This window comes from Pseudooceanicola nitratireducens (assembly GCF_900109195.1).
In the GTDB taxonomy this organism is placed as follows: Bacteria; Pseudomonadota; Alphaproteobacteria; order Rhodobacterales; family Rhodobacteraceae; genus Pseudooceanicola; species Pseudooceanicola nitratireducens.
The window spans coordinates 685,041-706,233 of sequence record NZ_FNZG01000003.1; the positions used below are offsets into that span (position 1 = coordinate 685,041).

The following is a 21,193-nucleotide window of genomic DNA, read 5'->3' on the forward strand; positions in this document are numbered from 1 at the left end:
CGGGCCCTTGGGGGTATTTGCAGGACTACCGGATAAATGGCGTTTTGGGACAAGATACCGGGGCTGATTTCCTCGGACATGGCGATTGACCTCGGCACAGCGAATACGCTGGTCTACGTGAAAGGCAAAGGGGTCATTCTGTCTGAACCCTCCGTGGTCGCCTATCACGTCAAGGACGGCGTCAAAAAGGTGCTCGCCGTGGGCGAAGACGCCAAGCTGATGCTGGGCCGGACCCCCGGCACGATCGAGGCGATCCGCCCGATGCGCGAAGGGGTCATCGCGGACTTTGACGTGGCCGAAGAGATGATCAAGCATTTCATCCGCAAGGTGCACAAACGCTCGACCTTCTCGAAACCGAAGATCATCGTCTGCGTGCCCCATGGGGCCACCCCGGTCGAGAAACGCGCGATCCGCCAGTCGGTGCTGTCCGCGGGCGCGCGCCGCGCGGGTCTGATCGCCGAACCCATTGCCGCGGCCATCGGGGCCGGCATGCCGATCACCGATCCGACCGGCAACATGGTCGTCGACATCGGCGGCGGCACGACCGAGGTCGCGGTGCTCTCGCTTGGTGACATCGTCTACGCCCGGTCCGTCCGCGTCGGCGGCGACCGCATGGACGAGGCGATCATTTCCTACCTGCGGCGTCAGCAGAACCTGCTGGTCGGCGAAGCCACCGCCGAACGCATCAAGACCACGATCGGCACCGCCCGCATGCCCGACGACGGACGCGGCGAAAGCCTGCACATCCGCGGCCGCGACCTGCTGAACGGCGTGCCCAAGGAAACCGAGATCACCCAGGCCCAGGTGGCCGAGGCGCTGTCGGAACCCGTGCAGCAGATCTGTGAAGCGGTGATGACCGCGCTGGAAGCCACCCCGCCGGACCTGGCCGCCGACATCGTCGACCGGGGCGTCATGCTGACCGGCGGCGGCGCGCTGCTGGGCGATCTGGATCTGGCACTGCGCGAACAGACCGGGCTGGCCGTGTCGATCGCGGATGAAAGCCTGAACTGCGTGGCGCTTGGCACCGGCAAGGCGCTGGAGTTCGAAAAGCTCCTGCGGCACGCGATTGATTACGACAGCTGACCTGACAACCCTTTGATCTGCAAGGGGCCTTTGATCGTAAAGGGGCCGTTTTGGCAAAGGATCGCAGACAGGAAGAGGACTATTTCACGCCGCTCCGCCGTCTTCTGACGGGGGTGGTGCTGCTTGTCCTGTTCGGCACCTTCCTGATCTGGCGGATCGACAGCCCCCGGGTCGAACGCTTCCGCGCGCAGGTGGTCGATCAAGTCGTCCCCTCGTTCGACTGGGCCATGGCCCCGGTCAATGGCGCGATGAACATCGTGCGCGATTTCCAAAGCTACACCCGCATCCACCAGCAGAACCAGGACCTCCGGCGCGAATTGCAGCAGATGAAGGCCTGGAAAGAGGCCGCCCTGCAGCTGGAACAGGAAAACGCCCGGCTTCTGGATCTGAACAAGGTGCGGCTGGATCCCCGGCTGACCCATGTGACGGGCGTGGTCATGGCCGACAGCGGATCGCCCTTCCGCCAGTCCGTACTGCTGAACGTGGGCGCGCGCGACGGGATCGTCGACGGCTGGGCCACGATGGATGGCATCGGGCTGGTCGGGCGGATCTCGGGCGTGGGGTCCAAGACCTCTCGCGTGCTGCTGCTGACCGATACGTCGTCGCGCCTGCCGGTGACGATCCAGCCCTCGGGTCAGCGCGCGCTGATCGAAGGCGACAATTCCGCCGCCCCGCCGATCGAATTTCTTGAGGCTCCCGAACAGGTGCGCCCCGGCGACCGGGTGATTTCCTCGGGCGATGGCGGGGTGTTTCCGGCGGGCCTTCTGGTCGGCCGCGTGGCCGAGGATCCCGGCGGCCGCTTGCGCGTGCGCCTGGCGGCGGATTTCGAACGGCTGGAATACCTGCGCGTGCTGCGTCACCTCGGCACCGAGGAAATCCAGGACCCCGGCAACCTGATCGAACCTGAACAGCCGCCCGCCCCCGATGCCACCCCCGCCGATGCCCCCGCGCTTTCCACCAGCGGAGGCACCAATGGCTGAACAACAGGCCCTGTCCCCCGCCCGCGCATGGTCCATGCGGCTGATATACATCTGCATCTGCATGGGCATCCTGATGCTTGAACTGCTGCCGCTGCAGACCGAACCGCGCAGCTTTGCCGGGCCGGAACTGGTGCTGCTTCTGACCTTCACCTTCGCCCTGCGCCGCCCGGAATACGTGCCCGCCTGGGCCGTGGGCGTGGCGGTCCTGCTGGGCGATCTGCTGCTGCATCGTCCCCCGGGGCTTCTGGCCGGGCTGACCGTTCTCGCCTCCGAGGCGCTGCGGGCACGGTCCGACAACCTGCGCACCCTGCCCTTTTCAGTCGAATGGCTGACGGCGGCGCTGGCGGTGCTGGGCGTGCTGATCGGCTATCGCATCGTGCTGGCGCTGTTCATGATCCCGCAGGCGCCGCTTCTGTTGGCGGTCAGTCAGATGGTGTCGACGATCTTCGCCTACCCGGTGATCGTTCTGGGCAGTGTCGCGCTGTTCGGCGTGCGCCGCGTCGCGCCGGGTGAAATCGACAGCCACGGGCATCGCATATGAAACGGCCCGGCAAGGATACCGCTGCGGGCTTCCGCAAGATGTCGCGCCGGGCGCTGATCGTCGGCGGCGCGCAGGCGGGCTTCATGGGGCTTCTGGCCCTGCGCATGCGCTATATGCAGGTGGAAGAGGCCGACAAATTCCGACTTCTGGCCGAGGAAAACCGCATCAACATCCGCCTGATCCCCCCCGCGCGGGGCGAGATCTTCGACCGCAACGGCGTGCCGATCGCGGTGAACGACCCGTCCTACCGCATCACCCTGACGCGCGAAGACGCGGGCGACGTCGACGCCGTGCTGGCGCGGCTTCAGGCCGTTGTCTCTTTGGATGATGAAGAACTGGAACGCGCCCGGGCCGAGCTGAAGCGCACCCAGCCCTTCTTCCCGGTCACCGTCGCCGATCAGGTCGACTGGACCGATGTGACCCGCATCGCGGTGAACACCCCCGCCCTGCCCGGCGTCACCCCCGAGGTCGGCCTGACCCGCACCTATCCGCGCGGGTCCGATTTCGCCCATGTCATCGGCTATGTCGGCCCGGTCTCGGATTATGACCTGTCCAAGATGGAGGCCCCCGATCAGCTTCTGCTGATCCCGCGCTTCCAGATCGGCAAGGTCGGCGTGGAATCCAAGCTTGAGGATGACCTGCGCGGTAAGGCCGGGGCCCGCCGGGTCGAGGTCAACCATATCGGCCGCGAGATGCGCGAACTTGACCGCCGCGAAGGCCAGCAGGGGCGCGACCTGCAGCTGACCATCGACGCGGATCTGCAGAACTATCTTCAGGCCCGGCTGGACGGCGAAAGCGCCGCCGCCGTGGTCATGGACGTGCGCAACGGCGATCTTCTGGCCATCGGCTCGGCCCCGTCGTTCGATCCCAACCTCTTCGTGCGCGGGATTTCCGTGGCGGATTACCGGGCGCTGACCGACAACAAATATCGCCCGCTGGCGGCCAAGGCGGTGCAGGGCATCTATCCGCCCGGTTCGACATTCAAGATGGTCGTGGCGCTGGCCGCGCTGGATGCCGGCCTCGTCGGCCCCGAGGACACCTATTATTGCCCCGGCCACCTCGAGGTCTCGGGGCGGCGGTTCCATTGCTGGAAAGGCGCGGGCCATGGGCATGTGAACCTCGAAGGGTCCCTGCGCGAAAGCTGCGACGTCTATTACTATGAACTCGCCCTGGAACTGGGGATCGAGAAGATTACCGCCATGTCCAACCGCCTGGGCCTGGGTGAACGCATGGACATCCCCATGTCAGCCGTCGCGGCCGGCCTGACCCCGACCAAGGCCTGGAAACGCGAAGCGCGCGGGCAGGAATGGGTGATCGGCGATACGGTGAACTCTTCCATCGGTCAGGGCTATGTTCTGGCCTCTCCGCTGCAACTGGCGGTGATGACCGCGCGGATCGCCAGCGGCACTGCCGTGACGCCGCGACTGATCAAGAAGATCAACGGCATCGAACAGCCAAGCGGCGAAGGCCCCCCTCTCGGGTTGAACGAAAACCACCTGCGCCAGGTGCGCAAGTCGATGTATTCGGTCTCCAACAACCGGCGCGGCACGGCCTATGGCAGTCGGATCATCGCCGAAGGCTTCCGCATGGCCGGCAAGACCGGCACCAGCCAGGTGCGCAACATCACCGCCAAGGAACGTGCAGCGGGCGTGCGGTCGAACGCCGACCTGCCCTGGGAACGCCGCGACCACGCGCTGTTTGTCGATTTCGCCCCCTATGAGGATCCGCGCATCGCCGTGGCGGTGGTGATCGAACATGGGGGCGGCGGGTCCTCGGCCGCGGCTCCGGTGGCGCGCGACATCACGCTTCAGGCGCTATACGGAGGCGAGCCGCCGCTGGACGCCTATCCGACCAAGGACCGCAACCGCATCCGCGAGCTTCAGAACCGGCTGCGCGACTACAACCCGTCGACCGGCAAAGACAGCAAGAGCCGCGCATGAGTTTTCTTGAGTACAACGTCAAGACGACCCCAAGCGGCATCCGCAAGGTGCTGTACCTGAACTGGCCGCTGGTGCTTCTTCTGACGGCGGTGTCGTCCTTCGGGTTCCTGATGCTGTATTCCGTGGCGGGCGGGTCCATGACCCCCTGGGCGGAACCGCAGCTGAAACGCTATATCCTGGGGCTGACGGTGATGTTCTTCATCGCCATGGTGCCGATCTGGCTGTGGCGGAACCTGTCGGTGCTGGCCTACCTGGGATCGCTTGTGCTGCTTCTGGCGGTGGAATTCTTCGGCGCCGTCGGCATGGGCGCGCAGCGCTGGATCGACCTGGGCTTCATGCGGCTGCAACCGTCCGAGCTGACCAAGATCACGCTGATCATGATCCTGGCGGCCTATTACGACGCGCTGCCGCTGAACAAGACCTCGCGCCCGCTGTGGGTGGCGATCCCCGTGCTGCTGATCATCGTGCCGACCTTCCTGGTGCTGCGTCAGCCGGACCTCGGGACGTCGCTTCTGCTGATGATCGGCGGCGGCACGGTGATGTTCCTGGCCGGCGTGCACTGGGCCTATTTCGTGGCCGTCCTGACGGCGGGGATCGCCACGGTCACGGCGGTGTTCCAATCGCGCGGCACCGACTGGCAGCTGATCAAGGACTACCAGTTCCGCCGCATCGACACCTTCCTGGATCCGTCCAACGACCCACTTGGCGCGGGCTATCACATCACCCAGGCCAAGATTGCCCTAGGATCGGGCGGCTGGACAGGGCGGGGCTATATGCAGGGCACGCAGTCGCGGCTGAACTTCCTGCCCGAGAAGCACACCGACTTTATCTTTACCACCCTGGCCGAGGAGTTCGGCTTTGTCGGGGCGTTTTCGCTGCTGGGGCTTTACGCGCTGATCATCGTCTTCTGCGTCTCATCGGCGCTGGCGAACCGGGATCGCTTTGCCTCGATCCTGACGCTTGGGATTGCGACGACCTTCTTCCTGTTCTTCGCGGTGAACATGTCGATGGTCATGGGCCTGGCCCCTGTGGTCGGCGTGCCGCTGCCGCTGGTGTCCTACGGCGGGTCGGCCATGCTGGTGCTGATGGTGGGCTTTGGCCTGGTGCAAAGCGCGCATATCCACCGCCCCCGCTAATGCGTCAGCGGATCCCGCGATCCACCGGGTAGCGCGCGGCCAGATCGGCGGCGACGCGGCAATCCTGGGCACTGAGATCCTGACCTTCCGCCCAGGGACAGAACCGCATGCGGAAGACCCGCAGCATCAGATCCAGCCCCGCGCCCTCGGGCGGGACATAGCCGATCGTTTTCAGATCCTCGCAAAACCGCTGCTCATCCCGCCCTGACGTGCGGGCCTCGCCTGTCGAAGCGCCGGGCCAGATCGACAGCCCCCGCAACGCCAGCCTGCGCCAGTCAAACCGGGGCCCGGGATCAGACTTGCGGTCCGGGGCCATATCCGAATGCCCGATCACCCGTTCCGGCGGGATCGACCAGCGGCTGAGGAGGCCGGGCAACAGCACCTCGAGCGCGGCCATCTGCGGTTCGGGATAGGGATGCGCCGAGGTATTGGCCAGTTCGATCCCGATGGAATGGGAATTGACGTCCCAAACCGCACCCCAGGCCCCTGCCCCGGCGTGCCAGGCGCGATCGCTTTCGTCCACCAGTTGCCACAGGTCCCCGGTTTCCGAGATCACGTAGTGGCATGATACCGGCGACAGCCCTTCGCCCGGGTCCGGATCACACAGCCGGTCCCGCGCGGCAACGGCCGTGGCCATGGCGGTGTGATGCAGCACGACCATATCGGCCGGGCCACCATGACGCCGCGCGTTGAAATTGGGGGATGGATGCCAAAGGGCCTTGGGGTGACGATACCCGCCGGTCAATGGATCAGCCGCCTGCCGCCTTGCGGAAGGGGCGCGGATCCCAGGAACAGGCGTAACCGTCGCCATCGGGGTCCATGCCACGGCGGTCCCGATCCGGCCCGCCGGCTTTCAGGAATTCCGTCTGTGCCAGATCCGGCGAGGGGAAAGAGGCGCAGACCCGCTGATACCGCCCCTCTGCCCCGGGCAGGTTGGTGCGGCGGTGGATCTGCTGGCCGACCGGATGGCGGGTCTGCAACGCATAGGCGACGATGTTCGGGCCGGTGTCGGTCCGGGTCGGCAGCGCCTCGGGCTGGACCTGGGTATAGTTCGCCTTGTTCTGTTCGATCAGCGCCTTGTCCGCCGCGATCGAACGCTGTTCGTCCACCGCGTTGAAGTCGTTTTCCTGGCTGATGCCCACGGTGTTCACCGCCACCGGCGCGGGGTTCGAAGGGCTTGCCTCAAGCGGGGCGACACCGCTGTTGGAATTGGCGGCATTCAGCGCGGCGCGGGTGTCGGCGGCCAGGCTTTCGGCCTCGCTTGGCGTGGCGGTCGAAGCGACAGCCCCCGTGCCGCTGCCCGGCAGGGTTTCCGACGACACGGCAGCCGCAGGCGGCAGGGCCGAGGCCTGGCCGGACAGCTGCGCCTCGCGTTGGCGCTGGTACTGGGAATAGCTGTCAAAGCCGACGCCGGCCCCGCTGTCGGGCACCGCCGGCTGACAGGCCGCAAGGGCAATCAGGGCCAGTCCGGACGCAGCCGCCCGAAAATCGCGTTTCATCTGGATCATCCGTGCCACCCGCTGCCCCGGACACCATGCGATGTGCCCGTTTTCAATCTGCCCTAGTTCAATCCGCCCGGCATCGCGCCGGGTTTCAGACCGGGCCGAGGGCGGGCCTTCCGGCCGCCCCGCCCGGGCTGACTACAGGGAAATTACCACCATTTCGCGGGCTTGGCCACAAAACCTGCGGCTTTCTCAAGCGCGTAGGCGGTGTTGAGCAGATCGCCCTCTTCCCAGGGACGCCCGATCAGCTGAAGCCCAAGCGGAAGGCCCTTGCTGTCCAGCCCCGCAGGCACCGCGATGCCCGGCAGACCGGCCAGGTTGACGGTCACGGTGAAGACGTCGTTCAGGTACATCTTGACCGGGTCGGCATCCTTCATCTCGCCCAGCCCAAAGGCCGAGGACGGGGTCGCCGGGGTCAGGATCGCGTCAACGCCCTGGGCGAAGACATCCTCGAAGTCCTTCTTGATCAGCGCCCGCACCTTCCGTGCGCGGTTGTAATAGGCATCATAGAAGCCCGCCGACAGCACGTAGGTGCCGACCATGACGCGGCGCTGCACCTCGGCCCCGAAGCCTTCGGCGCGGGTCTTTTCGTACATCTCGGTGATGCCGTCGCCCTGGGCCAGCTTGGCGCGATGCCCAAAGCGCACGCCGTCATAGCGCGCCAGGTTCGACGAGGCCTCGGCCGGGGCGATCACGTAATAGGCCGGCAGCGCGTATTTCGTATGCGGCAGGCTGATGTCGACGATTTTCGCGCCCGCATCGGCCAGCATTTCCTTGCCACGGGTCCAGAGATCCTCGATCTCCTGCGGCATGCCGTCCATGTGGTATTCCTTGGGGATACCGATGGTCTTGCCCTTGATGTCGCCGGTCAGCGCGGCTTCGAAATCCGGCACCGGGAAATCGACGGAAGTCGAATCCTTCGCGTCATGCGAACACATGGCCTGCAGCATGATCGCCGCATCGCGCACGTCCTTGGTCATCGGCCCCGCCTGGTCCAGGGACGAGGCAAAGGCCACGACGCCCCAACGGGAACACCGCCCATAGGTTGGCTTGATCCCCACGGTGCCGGTAAAGGCCGCCGGCTGCCGGATGGACCCGCCGGTGTCGGTCCCGGTCGCCGCAAGGCACAGATCCGCCGCCACGGCCGCGGCCGAACCGCCCGAGGATCCGCCGGGCGTCAGCTGCGTATCGTCGCCTTCGCGGCGCCAGGGGTTCACTGCATTGCCATAGGCTGAGGTTTCGTTGGACGAGCCCATGGCGAATTCGTCCATGTTCAGCTTGCCCAGCATGACCGCGCCCGCGTCGACCAGGTTCTGGGACACGGTGGATTCATACTCGGGCTTGAAACCCTCCAGGATGCGCGAGGCCGCCTGGCTGTCCACGCCCTTGGTGCAGAACAGATCCTTGATGCCCACGGGAATGCCGCACATGTCGGGCGCATCACCCGCCTTGATCCGCGCGTCGGCGGCCTTGGCACGCTCGCGCGCGATCTCGGGGGTCTTGTGCACGAAGGCGTTCAGCGCGTCGGCCCCGTCAATGGCGGACAGGCAGGCCTCGGTCAGCTCAAGGCTGGTCACATCGCCCTTGCGCAGCGCGTCGCGGGCCCCGGCGATGGTCAGTTTTGTCAGATCGCTCATGATGTCACTCCACAACCTTGGGCACGGCGAAAAAGCCTTCGCGGGCGTCGGGCGCATTGGCCAGGACCTTGTCCTGCTGATCGCCATCCGTCACCACGTCCTCGCGGCGCTTCAGCTTCATCGGCGTAACGCTGGTCATCGGCTCCACGCCGTCAACGTCGACCTCGTTCAGCTGTTCGATGAAGCCCAGGATCGTGTTGAACTCCTCCGCCAGCGCGGGCAGCGCGTCGTCTTCAACCTTGATCCGGGCCAGCTTGGCCACTTTGGCGGCAGTGCCTTCGTCGATGGACATGACCATCCCCCTATCTTCGGGTATCCTTGAATCCGGGTCGGTTTACCGCCCCCCGGCCTCCCCCGCAAGGTGGCGTCGCAAGACCTCGGCCATCCATCCCAGCATCAGGGCATTCAGCAGGTGCCAGGCGAAATGCGTGCCCATGGGAAAGGCGCTGCACATAGGCTCGTCCAGCATGCGCATCGCCAGCGATACGGCCAGGATCGCCACGCCGATCCCCAGCCCTCTCGCCACCTCGGGCAGCCTGTGGCGCAAGGCGATGGCATATCCCGCGATCATCAGCGGCACCGGCATATAGGCGGCGGAACTCTCGATCCCCGGTACCTTCGCGGCCAGCGGAATGACCAGCGCCGCAAAGGGAAAGAACAGCAGCGTCGCGCCCAGGGCCTTCACGCCCCGCAGCCCCCAGAAATACCGGTTCGCGCAGTGGATATAGACCAGCACAAAGACCACGATCGGCAGCACATCCGCCGCCCCCGTCCAGGGCACCGCCAGCATGTGCCACAGCCCCGACCCGACGCCGATCGCGAGCAAAACGACCGCCAGAACCTGCACCGGCAGCACCCCGCGCCCGCGCTGCCAGACCACCAGCGCCGCAATCACGAAGGCCAGGTTGGTCACCGCATTCCACGGTTCGGCCCAAAGCCCCGGGCCCAGCCTTTCGCAATAGGCGTCGATCACATCACTGTCCATTCGCTCTTCCCTTGCCCGCGTCCCGCGCTAGGCTCTGCCCCGAACATAGGTATCAGATAGGAGCATTCCCCATGAAAATCACCTGGCTCGGCCATTCCGGCTTCAAGATCGAGATCGCGGACCAATGCCTGCTGATCGACCCCTTCCTGACCGGCAGCCCCGTCTTCCCCCAAGACCGCAAGGCCGAGGCCTCCGAAGGCGTGACCGCTATCTTCCTGTCCCATGGCCACGGCGACCATGTCGGTGACGCCATCGACATCGCCAAGGAAAAATCCCTTCCGATCTACACCATGGTCGAACTCGCCGGCTGGCTGAACGGCCAGGGCGTCGACAACACCACCGGCTTCAACAAGGGCGGCACCGTCACCCTGGGCGGGGCCTCGGTCACCATGGTCAACGCCACCCATTCCTCCTCGACCCCCGATGGCTCCTATGCGGGCTCCGAGGCCGGCTTCATCATCGAAGGCGACGGCCATTCGATCTATTTTTCGGGCGACACCGACGTCATGGCCGACATGAAGATCTTCAACGACCTGCATCAGCCCGACATCGGCATCCTCGCCTGCGGCGGTCATTACACCATGGACATGCGCCGCGCCGCCTATGCCGCGAAAACCTTCTTCAACTTCAAGACGCTGATCCCCTGCCACTACAAGACCTTCCCGCTTCTGGCACAATCCGCAGAAGAGCTGCTCTCGGCCCTGCCCGACACCAATATCGTGGAACCCGAGATCCTCTCCCCGATCGAGATCTGATCATCATCTTGCAATAAATACTCAAAAAAACGGGCGCGCCGGATATGGCCTGCGCGCCCGTTCTCCTATCTCTCCACAGCGCGAGGCGCGCACGTCAGGGCGCGACGAGCAGGCTCAGCCCAGCCGATCCAGCCCCTGCTGCACCAGCCCCACGCCCAGCAGATACAGGCTCGACCCGACCAGCGCCGCCTGCACAAGGTCGCCCGCATAGAACCCCTGCCAGGCCGCCGCGGCCGCACTTCCCAGCCAGATCAGCGCCACCGGCAGCGTCACCCCGCGCCAGCGCTTGGTACGCACCGGATGCACGAAGCGCAGCGGCAGGAACATCGCCGGGGCCAGCACCGCAACCAGAAGCACGATCACCCAGACCGGCGGCGTGATCGCAAAGATCACCAGAACCACCATGTTCCAGCAGCCCGGAAAGCCGTGAAACGACTTGTCCGTGGTCTTCATCCAGTCGCCCGCGAAATACAGCACCGAAGGAAAGACGATCCCGATCAGCACGACCCAGGCCCAGACCCCCGGCACCAGACCAGACGCAAACAGCGCATAGCCCGGCACGAAAACGTACGTCAGGAAATCGACGATCAGGTCCAGCAAGACCCCGTCGATCTTGGCCGCCGTCCGGCTGACGTCATATTTCCGCGCCAGCGGCCCGTCGATCCCGTCCACTGCCAGCGCCGCCACCAGCCACAGGAACATCACCGCCCAGTCGCCCGACACCGCCGCGATCAGCGCCAGCATCGCCAGCACCGCGCCGGACCCGGTCAGCAGATGGACCATGTACCCTCGGGAAACCTGCCCCATCAGGCCGCGAGGCCCCGGCCTTTAAGCAGCGCCTCGACACCCGGAAGCCGTCCCCGGAACCGCTCATATAGCTCTGCGGCCTCCACCGATCCCCCCATAGACAAGATATTCTCCTCCAGTGATTTCGCGACATCCGGATCGAACGCCCCGCCCGCCTCTTCAAAGGCGGCAAAGGCATCGGCATCCATGACTTCCGACCACATATAGCTGTAATACCCCGAGGAATAGCCGTCACCGGAAAACACATGGGCAAATTGCGGCGTGGCGTGGCGCATCGGGATCGCGCGCGGCATGCCAAGCGCCTCCAGCACCTCGGCCTGTTTCGCCATCGGATCCGCCGGGGCCGCGCCATCGTGGAACTCCAGGTCCACCAGGGCCGAGGCGACATATTCCACCGTCTGGAACCCCATGTCGAAATTCGCCGCCCCCAGGACCTTGTCCAGCATCGCCTTGGGCATCGGCTCGCCCGTGTCCACATGCACGGCGAATTTCTCAAGCACTTCGGGCACTTCCAGCCAGTGCTCATACAGCTGCGACGGCAGTTCCACAAAGTCCCGCGCCACCGACGTACCCGAAACCCCTTCCCATCTGACATCCGACAGCATCTGGTGCAGCGCATGGCCGAACTCGTGGAACAGGGTCCGCGCATCGTCATAGGACAAGAGCGCCGCGCGCCCCTTGGGTGGCTTGGCAAAGTTGCAGACATTCACCACCACCGGGGCCTGTTCGCGCGGACGCACCGCCTGCGACCGGATCGCCGAACACCAGGCGCCGGACCGCTTGGTCCCCCGTGCGAAGTAATCGCCCAGGAAAATCGCCACATGTTCGCCGTTGCGCGTCGCCTCCCAGACCCTGACATCGGGGTGATAGGATCCAATCTCCAGCGGCTTGAATTCCAGCCCGAACAGCCGGTTGGCACAGTCAAAGGCCGCCTCGATCATCTTGTCGAGCTGGAAGTAAGGCTTCAGCGCCGCCTCATCCAGGTCATGCTCCGCCTTGCGCCGCTTCTCCGCGTAATAGCGCCAGTCCCAGCCCTCGATCGGCCCGTTGACGCCATCCTCGGCGGCCATCTCTGACAGAACCTCCTGATCCGCCAGGGCCTGACGTTTGGCCGGCTCCCAGACCTCCATCAGCAGATTGCGCACCGCCGCCGGTTCCCCGGCCATCTCGGTCTCAAGCTTGTAACCCGCGAAAGAGTCGTACCCCAGCAGCTTGGCGCGTTCCTCGCGCAGCGCCAGGATCTCACCGGCGATGGCGCGGTTGTCGGTCTCACCGCCAAAGGCCCCGCGCGATACCCAGGCCTTCCAGGCCGTTTCGCGCAATTCCCGGCGCGGAGAGAATTGCAGAAATGGAACAATCAAGGACCGGGACAGCGTGATAACCGGCCCATCCTTGCCCTTTTCCTCCCCTGCGGCCCTCGCAGCATCCACCAGGAAATCCGGCAGCCCGTTCAGGTCCGCCTCGGTCAGATCCATCGACCAGTCGCTCTCATCCTTCAGAAGGTTCTGGGTGAACTCCGTCCCCAGGACCGCCAGACGTTCCTTGATCTGCTTCATGCGATCCGCCTGCGCCCCGGTCAGCGCCGCGCCTGCGCGCACATAGCCGCGATGCACCAGGAACAGCTGCCGCGCATCCGCCGCGTCCAGATCCAGATCGTCACGGCGATCCCAGACCGCCCGGATCCGCCGATACAGCGCCGCATTGCCCGAGATATCGGCAAAATGCTTGGCCAGCTTGGGCGAGAACTGGCGCTGAAGCTCCTGCCGGCGCGGCGTCGCATCGGCACCGGCCAGGGCAAAGAACGGGGCCAGCACCTTTTCCAGCGCCGCGCCCGAACCTTCAAGCGCCGCGATCGTATTCTCGAAATCCGGCTCCTCCGGGTTCGCCACGATGGCCGCCACCTCGGCATTATGCTCGATCAGCGCGGTTTCCAGCGCCGGGGCGAAATCCTCGTCGTCGATGCGATCGAAGGGCGGCAGGTCGAACGGCGTCTCCCAGGGGGACAGCAGCACATTGGTCATCTTGGATCTCCTTTGCCGGGAAACCTATGCCCTGGGGGCGGCCTCCGCCAGTCCCCGCCCCTGACAAACCGGGCAATCCGCCCGCGGTTTCACGCGAATTTTCCGCGTCTCGCCCCAAAGCCCGTCATATATCAGCATCTCACCGCGCAGGGCCGCCCCCGCGCCGGTCAGCAGCTTGACCGCCTCCAGCGCCATGATCGACCCGACCACCCCGGGCAGCGGCCCGATCACCCCCGCCTCGGCGCAGGATGGGGCCAGCCCTTCGGCCGGGGCTTCCGGGAAGACGCATTGGTAACAGGGCGCTGCATGGGCCGGATCAAAGACCGACACCTGCCCCTCCCATTGGGTCAGCGCGCCAGAGATCAACGGCTTGCCTGCCTTCACGCAGGCTTCATTCACCAGATACCGGGTGGTGAAATTGTCGGTCCCGTCCAGCACCAGATCATACTCGGCCAAAAGCGCATCCACATCCGCCGCGCCCAGCCGCCGTTGATAGCTGCGCACCTCGATAAAGGGGTTGATCGCCTGCATCCTTTCGGCGGCCGATTGCACCTTGGGCCGCCCGATATCCGCGTCGCCATGGATCACCTGCCGCTGCAGGTTCGACCCGTCGACAACATCGTCATCCACCACGCCGATCGATCCGACACCCGCCGCCGCCAGATACATCAGCGCAGGCGACCCAAGGCCGCCGGCCCCCACCACAAGCACCTTCGCCTGTTTCAGCCGCACCTGCCCCGGCCCGCCGACTTCCCGCAGGATGATATGCCGTGCATAGCGGCGCAGCTCGGCCTCCCGGAACGGGCCCTCGGGTTCCCCCGACACCTCGACCGGCCGCGCCCGCGCCTTCAGCCGGACCAGAACCGCGCGATAGCCCGCCACGATCAGCCCAAGACCGCCCAGGATCAGCCAGGGGGCGGCGCTGCCCCCCGTCGCCGTGCGCAGCGCCGCGCCCTCGGGCAGCACCAGCTGCGCCAGCACGACCGCCGCCCAAAGCAACCCGATCCCCATCCAGCGCAGCGACCTCGGCGCGCCGGTGACCACGCCCGCACCCCAGATCAGTGCCGCAATCAGAAGAACGATGCCCATCAGCCCCGCCCGGTCGAGCCAAAGCCCCCCGCCCCGCGCGCCGTTTCATCCAGATCCTCGACCACCGCAAAGACGCCCTGCGTCACCGGGGCCACCACCAGCTGCGCGATCCGCTCTCCATGCACCACCTCGAAGGGCGCATCGCCCAGGTTCACCAGGATCACCCCCAGCTCGCCTCGGTAATCGCTGTCGATGGTGCCCGGAGAATTCGCCAGCGTCACCCCATGCTTCAGCGCCAGGCCCGAGCGTGGCCGCACCTGCACCTCGTACCCCTCCGGGATCGCCATGCGCAGCCCCGTCGGCACCAGCGCCCGCGCCCCCGGCTCCAAAGTCACGCTTCCGCGATCCGGCAGGTTGGCGCGCACATCGGCACCCGCCGCCCCCGCGCTGGCATAGAATGGCAGCGCCACGTCGCGATCCGCCCCCGCGACCCAGGCCAGTTTGATGTCGACCGAAATCATCTTGCCCAAAATACTCCCGCCGGAGGCGTCACGACAGCGCCGCCGCAATCCGGTCTGCCAGACGATCCGCCACCGCCTGCTTGCCCATGCGCGGCCAGTCCTCGGACCCTGCGTCCGAAATCAGATGCACCGCATTCTCCGTGCCGCCCATGATCCCCGTCTCGGGGCTGACATCATTGGCAACGATCCAGTCACAGCCCTTGCGCGCCCGCTTGGCGGTGGCATGGGCGATCACGTCGTCGGTCTCGGCGGCAAAGCCCACCACCAGCCCGGGCCGGCCGTGTACCATCTGCGACACCTCGGCCAGAATGTCGGGGTTCTCCTCGAACTCCAGCACCGGCAGCGCGCCCTTGGTCTTCTTGATCTTCGACTTGGATTCCGAGGCCACGCGCCAATCGGCCACCGCCGCCGCCATCACTGCCGCATCCGCCGGCAGCGCCGCCAGAACCGCCGCGCGCATGTCGCGGGCGGATTGCACCCGCACGACCTCGACCCCCTCGGGCGGGGGCACATCTGCCGGGCCGGTGACAAACACCACCTGCGCCCCCAGGGACGCCAGCGCCCGGGCAATCGCCGTGCCCTGCGCGCCCGAGGACCGGTTGGCGATATACCGCACCGGATCAATCGGTTCATGCGTCGGCCCCGAGGTCACGACGATGCGCTTGCCCTTCAGCGGCCCATCCGACAGCCGGGCCTCAATCGCAGCAAGGATTTCCATCGGTTCCGACATCCGCCCGGGCCCGAATTCGCCGCAGGCCATGTCGCCCTCGTTCGGGCCGACAAAGCCAAAGCCCTGATCGCGCAGCCAGGCCACGTTGCGTTGCACCGCCGGGTGATCCCACATGCGCACATTCATCGCCGGGGCCAGCAGAACTGGCGTATCGGTCGCCATCAGCAGGGTCGAGGCCAGGTCGTTCGCCAGCCCCCCGGCGATCTTGCCCATCAGATCCGCGGTCGCCGGGGCGACCACCACCAGGTCGGCGGCGCGGGACAGCTGGATATGGCCCATCTCGGCCTCGTGGCCCAGGTCGAACAGATCACGATGCACCGCATGGCCCGCAAGGGCCGAGACCGACATGGGCGTCACGAATTCCTCGGCCGCCTTGGTCATCACCGGCACGACGGATGCGCCGCGATCGCGCAGACGGCGGATCAGCTCCAACGATTTATAGGCCGCGATGCCGCCCCCGATGATCAGCAATATCTGCCTGCCTGCCAGCATCCTGCGCTCTCCACTGCCCTGCGATGTCCCTGAACCGGACGTCCGACGACCCTATTGCCCTGCCCGCCGCAACACAAGCAATCCCAGCCCCCCACGGCACGTCCCGAAAAAAGCAAAAGACGGGACCCGCGTCCCGCCTTTCCAAATCCCGTATCGGCCCGAACCGGTCCGATCAAACCAGGCTCAATGCAGCAGCTCGGACGCCGCAACCCCGCGGCTTTCCAGGTGCTTGCGCATCTTCTTGAAGGCCGCCGCCTCTAGCTGGCGGACGCGTTCCTTCGACAGGCCCAGTTCCTCGCCCAGGCTTTCCAGCGTCCGGGGCGCGTCGCGCAGCTTGCGCTCCTTCACGATCAGCGTCTCGCGGTCGTTCAGCGCGCCCATGGCCTGAACCAGCCAGCGGCGCAGGGTCTCGCGGTCGCGGGTTTCCTCGACCGTCTCCGCGGCCTGGGCCCCGTCGTCTTCGATCGTGTCGATCCATTCGCGGCCTTCATCGTCCACCGACTGCGTGGCGTTCAGCGAGAAATCGGACCCCGACAGACGGCCATCCATCATTTCCACATCGCGCAGGGGCACGCCCACCTCGGTCGCGATCAGCTGATGCAGCTGGTGCTTGTCCAGCGTGTCGCCCCGGCCCATGGCCTCGCGCTCCAGCTGGGCCTGCACCCGGCGCATGTTAAAAAACAGCGCTTTCTGGGACGAGGTCGAGCCGGTCCGCACCATCGACCAGTTGCGCATCACGTAATCCTGGATCGAGGCCTTGATCCACCAGACCGCATAGGTCGAAAAGCGCACGCCACGGTCGGGGTCGAACTTCTCGGCCGCCTTCATCAGGCCCAGCCCGGCCTCCTGGATCAGATCGTTCATGGGCGCACCGTAGCGGCGATATTTCGACGCCATCGAGATCGCCAGCCGCATGTAGGCCGTCACCAGCCGGTGAAGCGCCTGTTCGTTGCGGTCGTCGCGCCAGGCATAGGCCAGCGACAGCTCGGTCTCTGCATCAAGAAGTTCCGCTTTCATCGCGCGCCGCGATAGTGACATGTCGGTGGTATGATCGAGTGCCATGGCCCCCCCGGGTCGTTAGCTGGGCCCTTCGGATCTCTGCCCCGATTTCAGGCCCGTTGATTTGTCGTCTCATTAAGCTATACGCACGAGACCCCTGTTTGGTTCACGCGAAGGCGAAATAAATGACGCAGAAGGTGACAATGGTCCTGGGCGGCGCGGCCAGCGGCAAATCCGCATTCGCCGAGGGAATCGTTACGGATCAGGGGCTTCCGCGCATCTACCTGGCTACATCACAGGCCTTTGACGACGAGATGCGCGAAAAGATCGCCGATCATGTCGCGGCGCGCGGATCGGGCTGGACCACGATCGAGGAACCGCTGGATCTGCCCGGCGCGCTGCGCAGGATTTCGCCGGGCCATGCGGTGCTGGTCGACTGCCTGACGCTCTGGCTGACCAACCTGATCCTGGCCGAGCGTGACCCTGTCGCCGCCACCGACGATCTTATTGCGGCGCTGGATGTCTGCCCCGCACCGGTGACCTTCGTCACCAACGAAGTCGGCCAGGGCATCGTGCCGGAACACGCCCTGTCGCGCCGTTTCCGCAATGCGCAGGGACGGCTGAACATCCGCATTGCCGCCCGCGCCGACACGGTGATTCAGGTGGTGGCCGGCCTTCCGAACCTGTTGAAAGGCAGCCTGACATGACGACCTTCCACATGGTCCGCCATGGGCCGACGCATGAAAAGACCTTTGTCGGCTGGCGCGACGTGCCCGCCGATCTGTCGGACACCCAGGCCCTGGCGCGGCTGGACGCCGCCCTGCCCCGCGATGCGCTGCTGATCTCGTCCGACCTGATCCGCGCCGTGCACACCGCCGACGCCATCGGCATGGGCCGCCAGCGCCTGCCGCATGACCCCGACCTGCGCGAATTCGATTTCGGCGACTGGGACGGGCGGCACCATACCGAGGTCAGCGAGAGCCACCCCGAACTGTCGCGTGCCTTCTGGGAAACCCCTGGCGAGTTGCGCGCCCCGAACGGAGAAAGCTGGAACGGCGTCGCCGACCGGGTGGCCGGGGTGCTGTCACGCCTGCACGCGGCGCACTCCGGTGCCGATATTATCATCGTCGGACACTTTGGCATGATCCTGACCCAGCTTGGCCGCGCCAAGGGGCTTGATCCGTACCAGTCGCTTGGGCAGAAAATCGACAACCTCTCGGTAACGACGATCCAGCGCCTGACCGAAGGCTGGGACGTCCATCTGATTAATCACAATTATTGATAAATAATCACTCAAACATTCACTTTGAGAATGATTGAGTGCACCCTATGCTCTGCCGCAGCAATCGGAGCATATCATGACCTACGACCTTTATATCGGCGACCAAAGCTTTTCCTCCTGGTCCCTGCGCGGCTGGCTGATGTTCGAGAAATTCGGCATCCCCTACACCCAGCACATGATCGGCCTTTATTCCGGCACCATGGCCCAGGATATGGCCCCCCTGGCCCCCGCCCGGCTGGTGCCGACCATGAAAACGCCCGAAGGCCTCGTCATCGGCGAAACCCTGGCCATGGCGGAAACCCTGGCCGAACGTCACCCCGATGCGGGCCTTTGGCCGGCCGATCCGGTGGCCCGTGCACAGGCGCGCTGGCTGGTGTCGGAAATGCACGCCGGCTTCTCGGCCCTGCGGGGCGATTGCCCGATGCAGCTGCTGCACCAGTATACGGATTTCAAACCCTCGGACGCGGTGCTGGCCGACCTGGCCCGGATCGAAACGCTGTGGTCCATGGCGCGCGACGGCTTTGGGTCCTCTGGCCCCTGGCTGTTCGGCGACTACAGCGTCGCGGATGCCTTCTATGCCCCGGTCGCGGCGCGGATCACCGGCTATGACCTGCCTGTCTCGGACGCCGCGCGCGCCTATGTACAGGCCCATCTGGACGATCCCGCCTTCCGCAAATGGCGGACCGAGGGGCTGAAAAAGACCTATGATCCCGTGCCTTACGCCCGTGATCTGGCCACCCGCCCCTGGCCCGGCGACGCCTGATCCCGCATCAACATCACGCATTAACCATCTGGCAACCATTCCCCCGCTAGCCTCTCCGGCGGGGGACCCGCATGAGCGCCAAAGCCTACACCTGCGCCTTTCACGGCGTCGAAGCCCGCCCGGTCGAGGTGCAATGCGCCCTGTCCCCCGGCCTGCCGGGCTTTGCCATCGTCGGCCTGCCCGACAAGGCGGTAAGCGAGGCGCGCGACCGCATCCGCTCGGCCCTGTCGGCGCTGCAGATCGCCCTGCCGTCAAAGCGCATCACGGTCAACCTTTCCCCCGCCGACCTGCCGAAAGAGGGCAGCCATTTCGACCTGCCGATTGCCCTGGCGCTTCTGGCCGCCATCGACATCCTGCCCCGCGACGCGGTCGAAGGGGCGCTGGCCTTGGGGGAACTTTCGCTCGACGGCACCCTGGTCCCGGTGCTGGGCTGCCTGCCCGCCGCCATGGCCGCCGCGCAAGAAGACCGCGCCCTGTTCTGCCCCCAGCCCTGCGGGGCCGAGGCCGCCTGGATCGACGCCACCCAGGTGATCGCCGCCCGCAGCCTGTCCGACCTTGTCCAGCATCTGACCGGCCAATCCGCCATCCGCCCCGCCCAGCCGGGCGAGGTCACCGATGCGCCCAGCCCCCGCGACCTGCGCGACGTGAAAGGCCAGGAACGCGCCAAACGCGCGCTGGAGATCGCCGCGGCAGGGCGTCACCACCTGCTGTTCACCGGCACGCCCGGGTCCGGCAAATCCATGCTGGCGGCGCGGCTGCCGACGATCCTGCCCGATCTGACCCCGGAAGAGGCGCTGGAGACCTCGATGATCCACTCCCTCGCCGGGTTGCTTGAAGACGGCGGGCTGTCGCGCCGCCGCCCTTTCCGCGATCCGCATCACACGGCCTCCATGGCGGCCATCGTCGGCGGCGGGCGGGGATCGAAACCCGGCGAAATCTCACTGGCGCATAACGGCGTGTTGTTCCTGGATGAACTGCCCGAATTTCCCCGCGCCGTGCTGGACACCCTGCGCCAGCCGATCGAGACCGGTGAGGTCGTGGTCTCCCGCGCCAATTCCCACGCCCGCTATCCCTGCCGGTTCCTGCTGGTCGCGGCCGCCAATCCCTGCCGCTGCGGCTACCTGCCCGATCCGTCGCGCGCCTGCGCCCGGGTGCCGCAATGCGGACTGGACTACCTGGGCCGCATCTCGGGCCCGATGATGGACCGCTTCGACCTGCGGATCGAGGTGCCCCCGGTCGCCTTCCACGACCTCGACCTGCCGGCCTCCGGCGACAGTTCCGCAACCGTGGCCGCCCGCGTCGCCCGCGCCCGCAGCATTCAATCCCGCCGCTTCGCCGGCCATCCCACGGCCCGCCAGAACGCCGATGCCGAAGGACAGATGCTGGCCGAGATCGCCACGCCCGACGCCGAGGGGCGCGACCTTCTGCACCGCGCCGCCGACCGCTTCGGCCTGACCGCCCGCGGCTACCACCGCGTCCTGCGTGTCGCCCGCACCATTGCCGATCTGGACGAGGCGCGGGATGTTTCCTCCCGCCACGTGGCGGAAGCCCTGTCCTATCGGCTGACGGTGGAGCGGCCGGGGGATCGCGCAGCTTGAGGGGGATGGTCTTGACGGGCAATGGGACGGCGGCAGCTGTCGCGTTTCCGGACTCGGGTGAGGACCTAACACTGCGGGGCTGTGATTTCCGAGATTGTTCTAATCGCGAAAACGCCTCTTCCCATTTTGACAAATAACAGGCGACGGCCCGACACCAAGGCACTTCTGCTCACGCTCAAGACATGTCCCTGAAAGACCTTGGCACCCTATGCACAGCTCCTGACACAGCGTCCCCAGAGCGAATCTTATCAAAAATAGAGTCCGAGCCTCATCCCAACCCGCTTGCCAACTGTCCCCGAGCGAGGAGCGAGGAGCGAGGAGCGAGGAGCGAGGAGCGAGGAGCGAGGAGCGAGGAGCGAGGAGCGAGGAGCGAGGAGCGAGGAGCGAGGAGC

Annotated in this window: 21 protein-coding genes; 10 read left to right on the plus strand and 11 right to left on the minus strand. The window is 66.0% G+C overall.

From position 1 onward, the window contains the following. The first annotated feature begins 36 nt into the window (after positions 1 to 36). Genes BMX99_RS13915 through rodA form a run of 5 tightly spaced genes read left to right on the plus strand, consistent with a single transcriptional unit; the run spans position 37 to position 5,680 of the window. A complete protein-coding gene (locus tag BMX99_RS13915; protein WP_093452928.1) occupies positions 37 to 1,083 on the plus strand; it encodes a rod shape-determining protein in 1,047 nt (348 codons plus the stop codon). Positions 1,084 to 1,133: 50 nt separating this feature from the next. Continuing rightward, a complete protein-coding gene (gene mreC, locus BMX99_RS13920) occupies positions 1,134 to 2,063 on the plus strand; it encodes a rod shape-determining protein MreC (RefSeq protein ID WP_093452930.1) in 930 nt (309 codons plus the stop codon). Then, positions 2,056 to 2,604, plus strand: a complete 549-nt coding sequence (locus tag BMX99_RS13925; protein WP_093452932.1) for a hypothetical protein — start codon at positions 2,056 to 2,058, stop codon at positions 2,602 to 2,604. Before mreC ends, BMX99_RS13925 begins: the two co-directional genes overlap by 8 nt. Further along, on the plus strand, positions 2,601 to 4,544 hold the full coding sequence (mrdA, locus tag BMX99_RS13930; RefSeq protein ID WP_093452934.1) for a penicillin-binding protein 2: 1,944 nt from the start codon (positions 2,601 to 2,603) through the stop codon (positions 4,542 to 4,544). Before BMX99_RS13925 ends, mrdA begins: the two co-directional genes overlap by 4 nt. Beyond that, positions 4,541 to 5,680, plus strand: a complete 1,140-nt coding sequence (gene rodA, locus BMX99_RS13935; protein WP_093452936.1) for a rod shape-determining protein RodA — start codon at positions 4,541 to 4,543, stop codon at positions 5,678 to 5,680. The genes mrdA and rodA overlap by 4 nt, the downstream gene beginning before the upstream one ends. Positions 5,681 to 5,684: 4 nt before the next feature. Here rodA and BMX99_RS13940 read toward each other — a convergent pair whose 3' ends face one another. The 5 genes from BMX99_RS13940 to BMX99_RS13960 all read right to left on the minus strand — a co-directional run bounded on the left by BMX99_RS13940 (position 5,685) and on the right by BMX99_RS13960 (position 9,804). Further along, positions 5,685 to 6,341 (minus strand): N-acetylmuramoyl-L-alanine amidase, encoded by a 657-nt coding sequence (locus BMX99_RS13940; RefSeq protein WP_170848714.1) that lies wholly within the window; start codon positions 6,339 to 6,341, stop codon positions 5,685 to 5,687. Between the two features lie 88 nt (positions 6,342 to 6,429). Then, the gene (locus BMX99_RS13945) at positions 6,430 to 7,179 is read right to left on the minus strand and encodes a hypothetical protein (protein ID WP_170848713.1); all 750 of its coding nucleotides are present in this window, start codon (positions 7,177 to 7,179) and stop codon (positions 6,430 to 6,432) included. 152 nt (positions 7,180 to 7,331) lie between these two features. Next, positions 7,332 to 8,819, minus strand: a complete 1,488-nt coding sequence (gene gatA / locus BMX99_RS13950) for an Asp-tRNA(Asn)/Glu-tRNA(Gln) amidotransferase subunit GatA (RefSeq protein WP_093452942.1) — start codon at positions 8,817 to 8,819, stop codon at positions 7,332 to 7,334. 4 nt (positions 8,820 to 8,823) lie between these two features. Beyond that, complete coding sequence (gene gatC / locus BMX99_RS13955; protein WP_093453352.1) at positions 8,824 to 9,111, minus strand: Asp-tRNA(Asn)/Glu-tRNA(Gln) amidotransferase subunit GatC; 288 nt, start codon at positions 9,109 to 9,111, stop codon at positions 8,824 to 8,826. Positions 9,112 to 9,153: 42 nt separating this feature from the next. Beyond that, positions 9,154 to 9,804, minus strand: coding sequence for a ceramidase domain-containing protein (locus BMX99_RS13960; protein ID WP_093452944.1), 651 nt, complete (start codon positions 9,802 to 9,804; stop codon positions 9,154 to 9,156). A gap of 71 nt (positions 9,805 to 9,875) precedes the next feature. Here BMX99_RS13960 and BMX99_RS13965 point away from each other — a divergent pair, with 71 nt between their 5' ends. Further along, positions 9,876 to 10,559 carry a metal-dependent hydrolase gene (locus BMX99_RS13965; protein ID WP_093452946.1) on the plus strand — a complete coding sequence of 228 codons (684 nt, stop codon included), beginning with the start codon at positions 9,876 to 9,878 and terminating at the stop codon, positions 10,557 to 10,559. Positions 10,560 to 10,673: 114 nt separating this feature from the next. Here the strand turns inward: BMX99_RS13965 and BMX99_RS13970 are convergent, their stop codons facing one another. The 6 genes from BMX99_RS13970 to BMX99_RS13995 form a co-directional block, all read right to left on the minus strand. After that, complete coding sequence (locus BMX99_RS13970; protein ID WP_244525526.1) at positions 10,674 to 11,342, minus strand: CDP-alcohol phosphatidyltransferase family protein; 669 nt, start codon at positions 11,340 to 11,342, stop codon at positions 10,674 to 10,676. 23 nt (positions 11,343 to 11,365) lie between these two features. Further along, entirely contained in the window at positions 11,366 to 13,387 is a 2,022-nt protein-coding gene (locus BMX99_RS13975; protein ID WP_093452950.1) for a M3 family metallopeptidase, read from the minus strand. A 24-nt stretch (positions 13,388 to 13,411) separates the two neighbouring features. Then, a complete protein-coding gene (locus tag BMX99_RS13980; RefSeq protein ID WP_093452952.1) occupies positions 13,412 to 14,476 on the minus strand; it encodes a HesA/MoeB/ThiF family protein in 1,065 nt (354 codons plus the stop codon). After that, complete coding sequence (gene dut, locus BMX99_RS13985) at positions 14,476 to 14,937, minus strand: dUTP diphosphatase (protein ID WP_093453354.1); 462 nt, start codon at positions 14,935 to 14,937, stop codon at positions 14,476 to 14,478. Before dut ends, BMX99_RS13980 begins: the two co-directional genes overlap by 1 nt. 28 nt (positions 14,938 to 14,965) lie before the next feature. Further along, positions 14,966 to 16,159: a bifunctional phosphopantothenoylcysteine decarboxylase/phosphopantothenate--cysteine ligase CoaBC gene (coaBC, locus tag BMX99_RS13990; RefSeq protein ID WP_093452954.1), complete on the minus strand. Its 1,194-nt coding sequence runs from the start codon at positions 16,157 to 16,159 to the stop codon at positions 14,966 to 14,968. 183 nt (positions 16,160 to 16,342) lie between these two features. Beyond that, complete coding sequence (locus BMX99_RS13995) at positions 16,343 to 17,221, minus strand: RNA polymerase factor sigma-32 (RefSeq protein ID WP_093452956.1); 879 nt, start codon at positions 17,219 to 17,221, stop codon at positions 16,343 to 16,345. A 122-nt stretch (positions 17,222 to 17,343) separates the two neighbouring features. Between BMX99_RS13995 and cobU the strand changes: the two genes are divergently transcribed. The 4 genes from cobU (at position 17,344) to BMX99_RS14015 (ending at position 20,801) form a co-directional block, all read left to right on the plus strand. Continuing rightward, a complete protein-coding gene (gene cobU / locus BMX99_RS14000; protein WP_093452958.1) occupies positions 17,344 to 17,865 on the plus strand; it encodes a bifunctional adenosylcobinamide kinase/adenosylcobinamide-phosphate guanylyltransferase in 522 nt (173 codons plus the stop codon). Beyond that, positions 17,862 to 18,440, plus strand: a complete 579-nt coding sequence (locus tag BMX99_RS14005) for a histidine phosphatase family protein (protein ID WP_093452960.1) — start codon at positions 17,862 to 17,864, stop codon at positions 18,438 to 18,440. Before cobU ends, BMX99_RS14005 begins: the two co-directional genes overlap by 4 nt. Positions 18,441 to 18,516: 76 nt before the next feature. Beyond that, entirely contained in the window at positions 18,517 to 19,203 is a 687-nt protein-coding gene (locus BMX99_RS14010; protein ID WP_093452962.1) for a glutathione S-transferase, read from the plus strand. 71 nt (positions 19,204 to 19,274) lie between these two features. Continuing rightward, the gene (locus BMX99_RS14015) at positions 19,275 to 20,801 is read left to right on the plus strand and encodes a YifB family Mg chelatase-like AAA ATPase (protein WP_093452964.1); all 1,527 of its coding nucleotides are present in this window, start codon (positions 19,275 to 19,277) and stop codon (positions 20,799 to 20,801) included. The last annotated feature ends 392 nt before the right edge of the window (positions 20,802 to 21,193 follow it).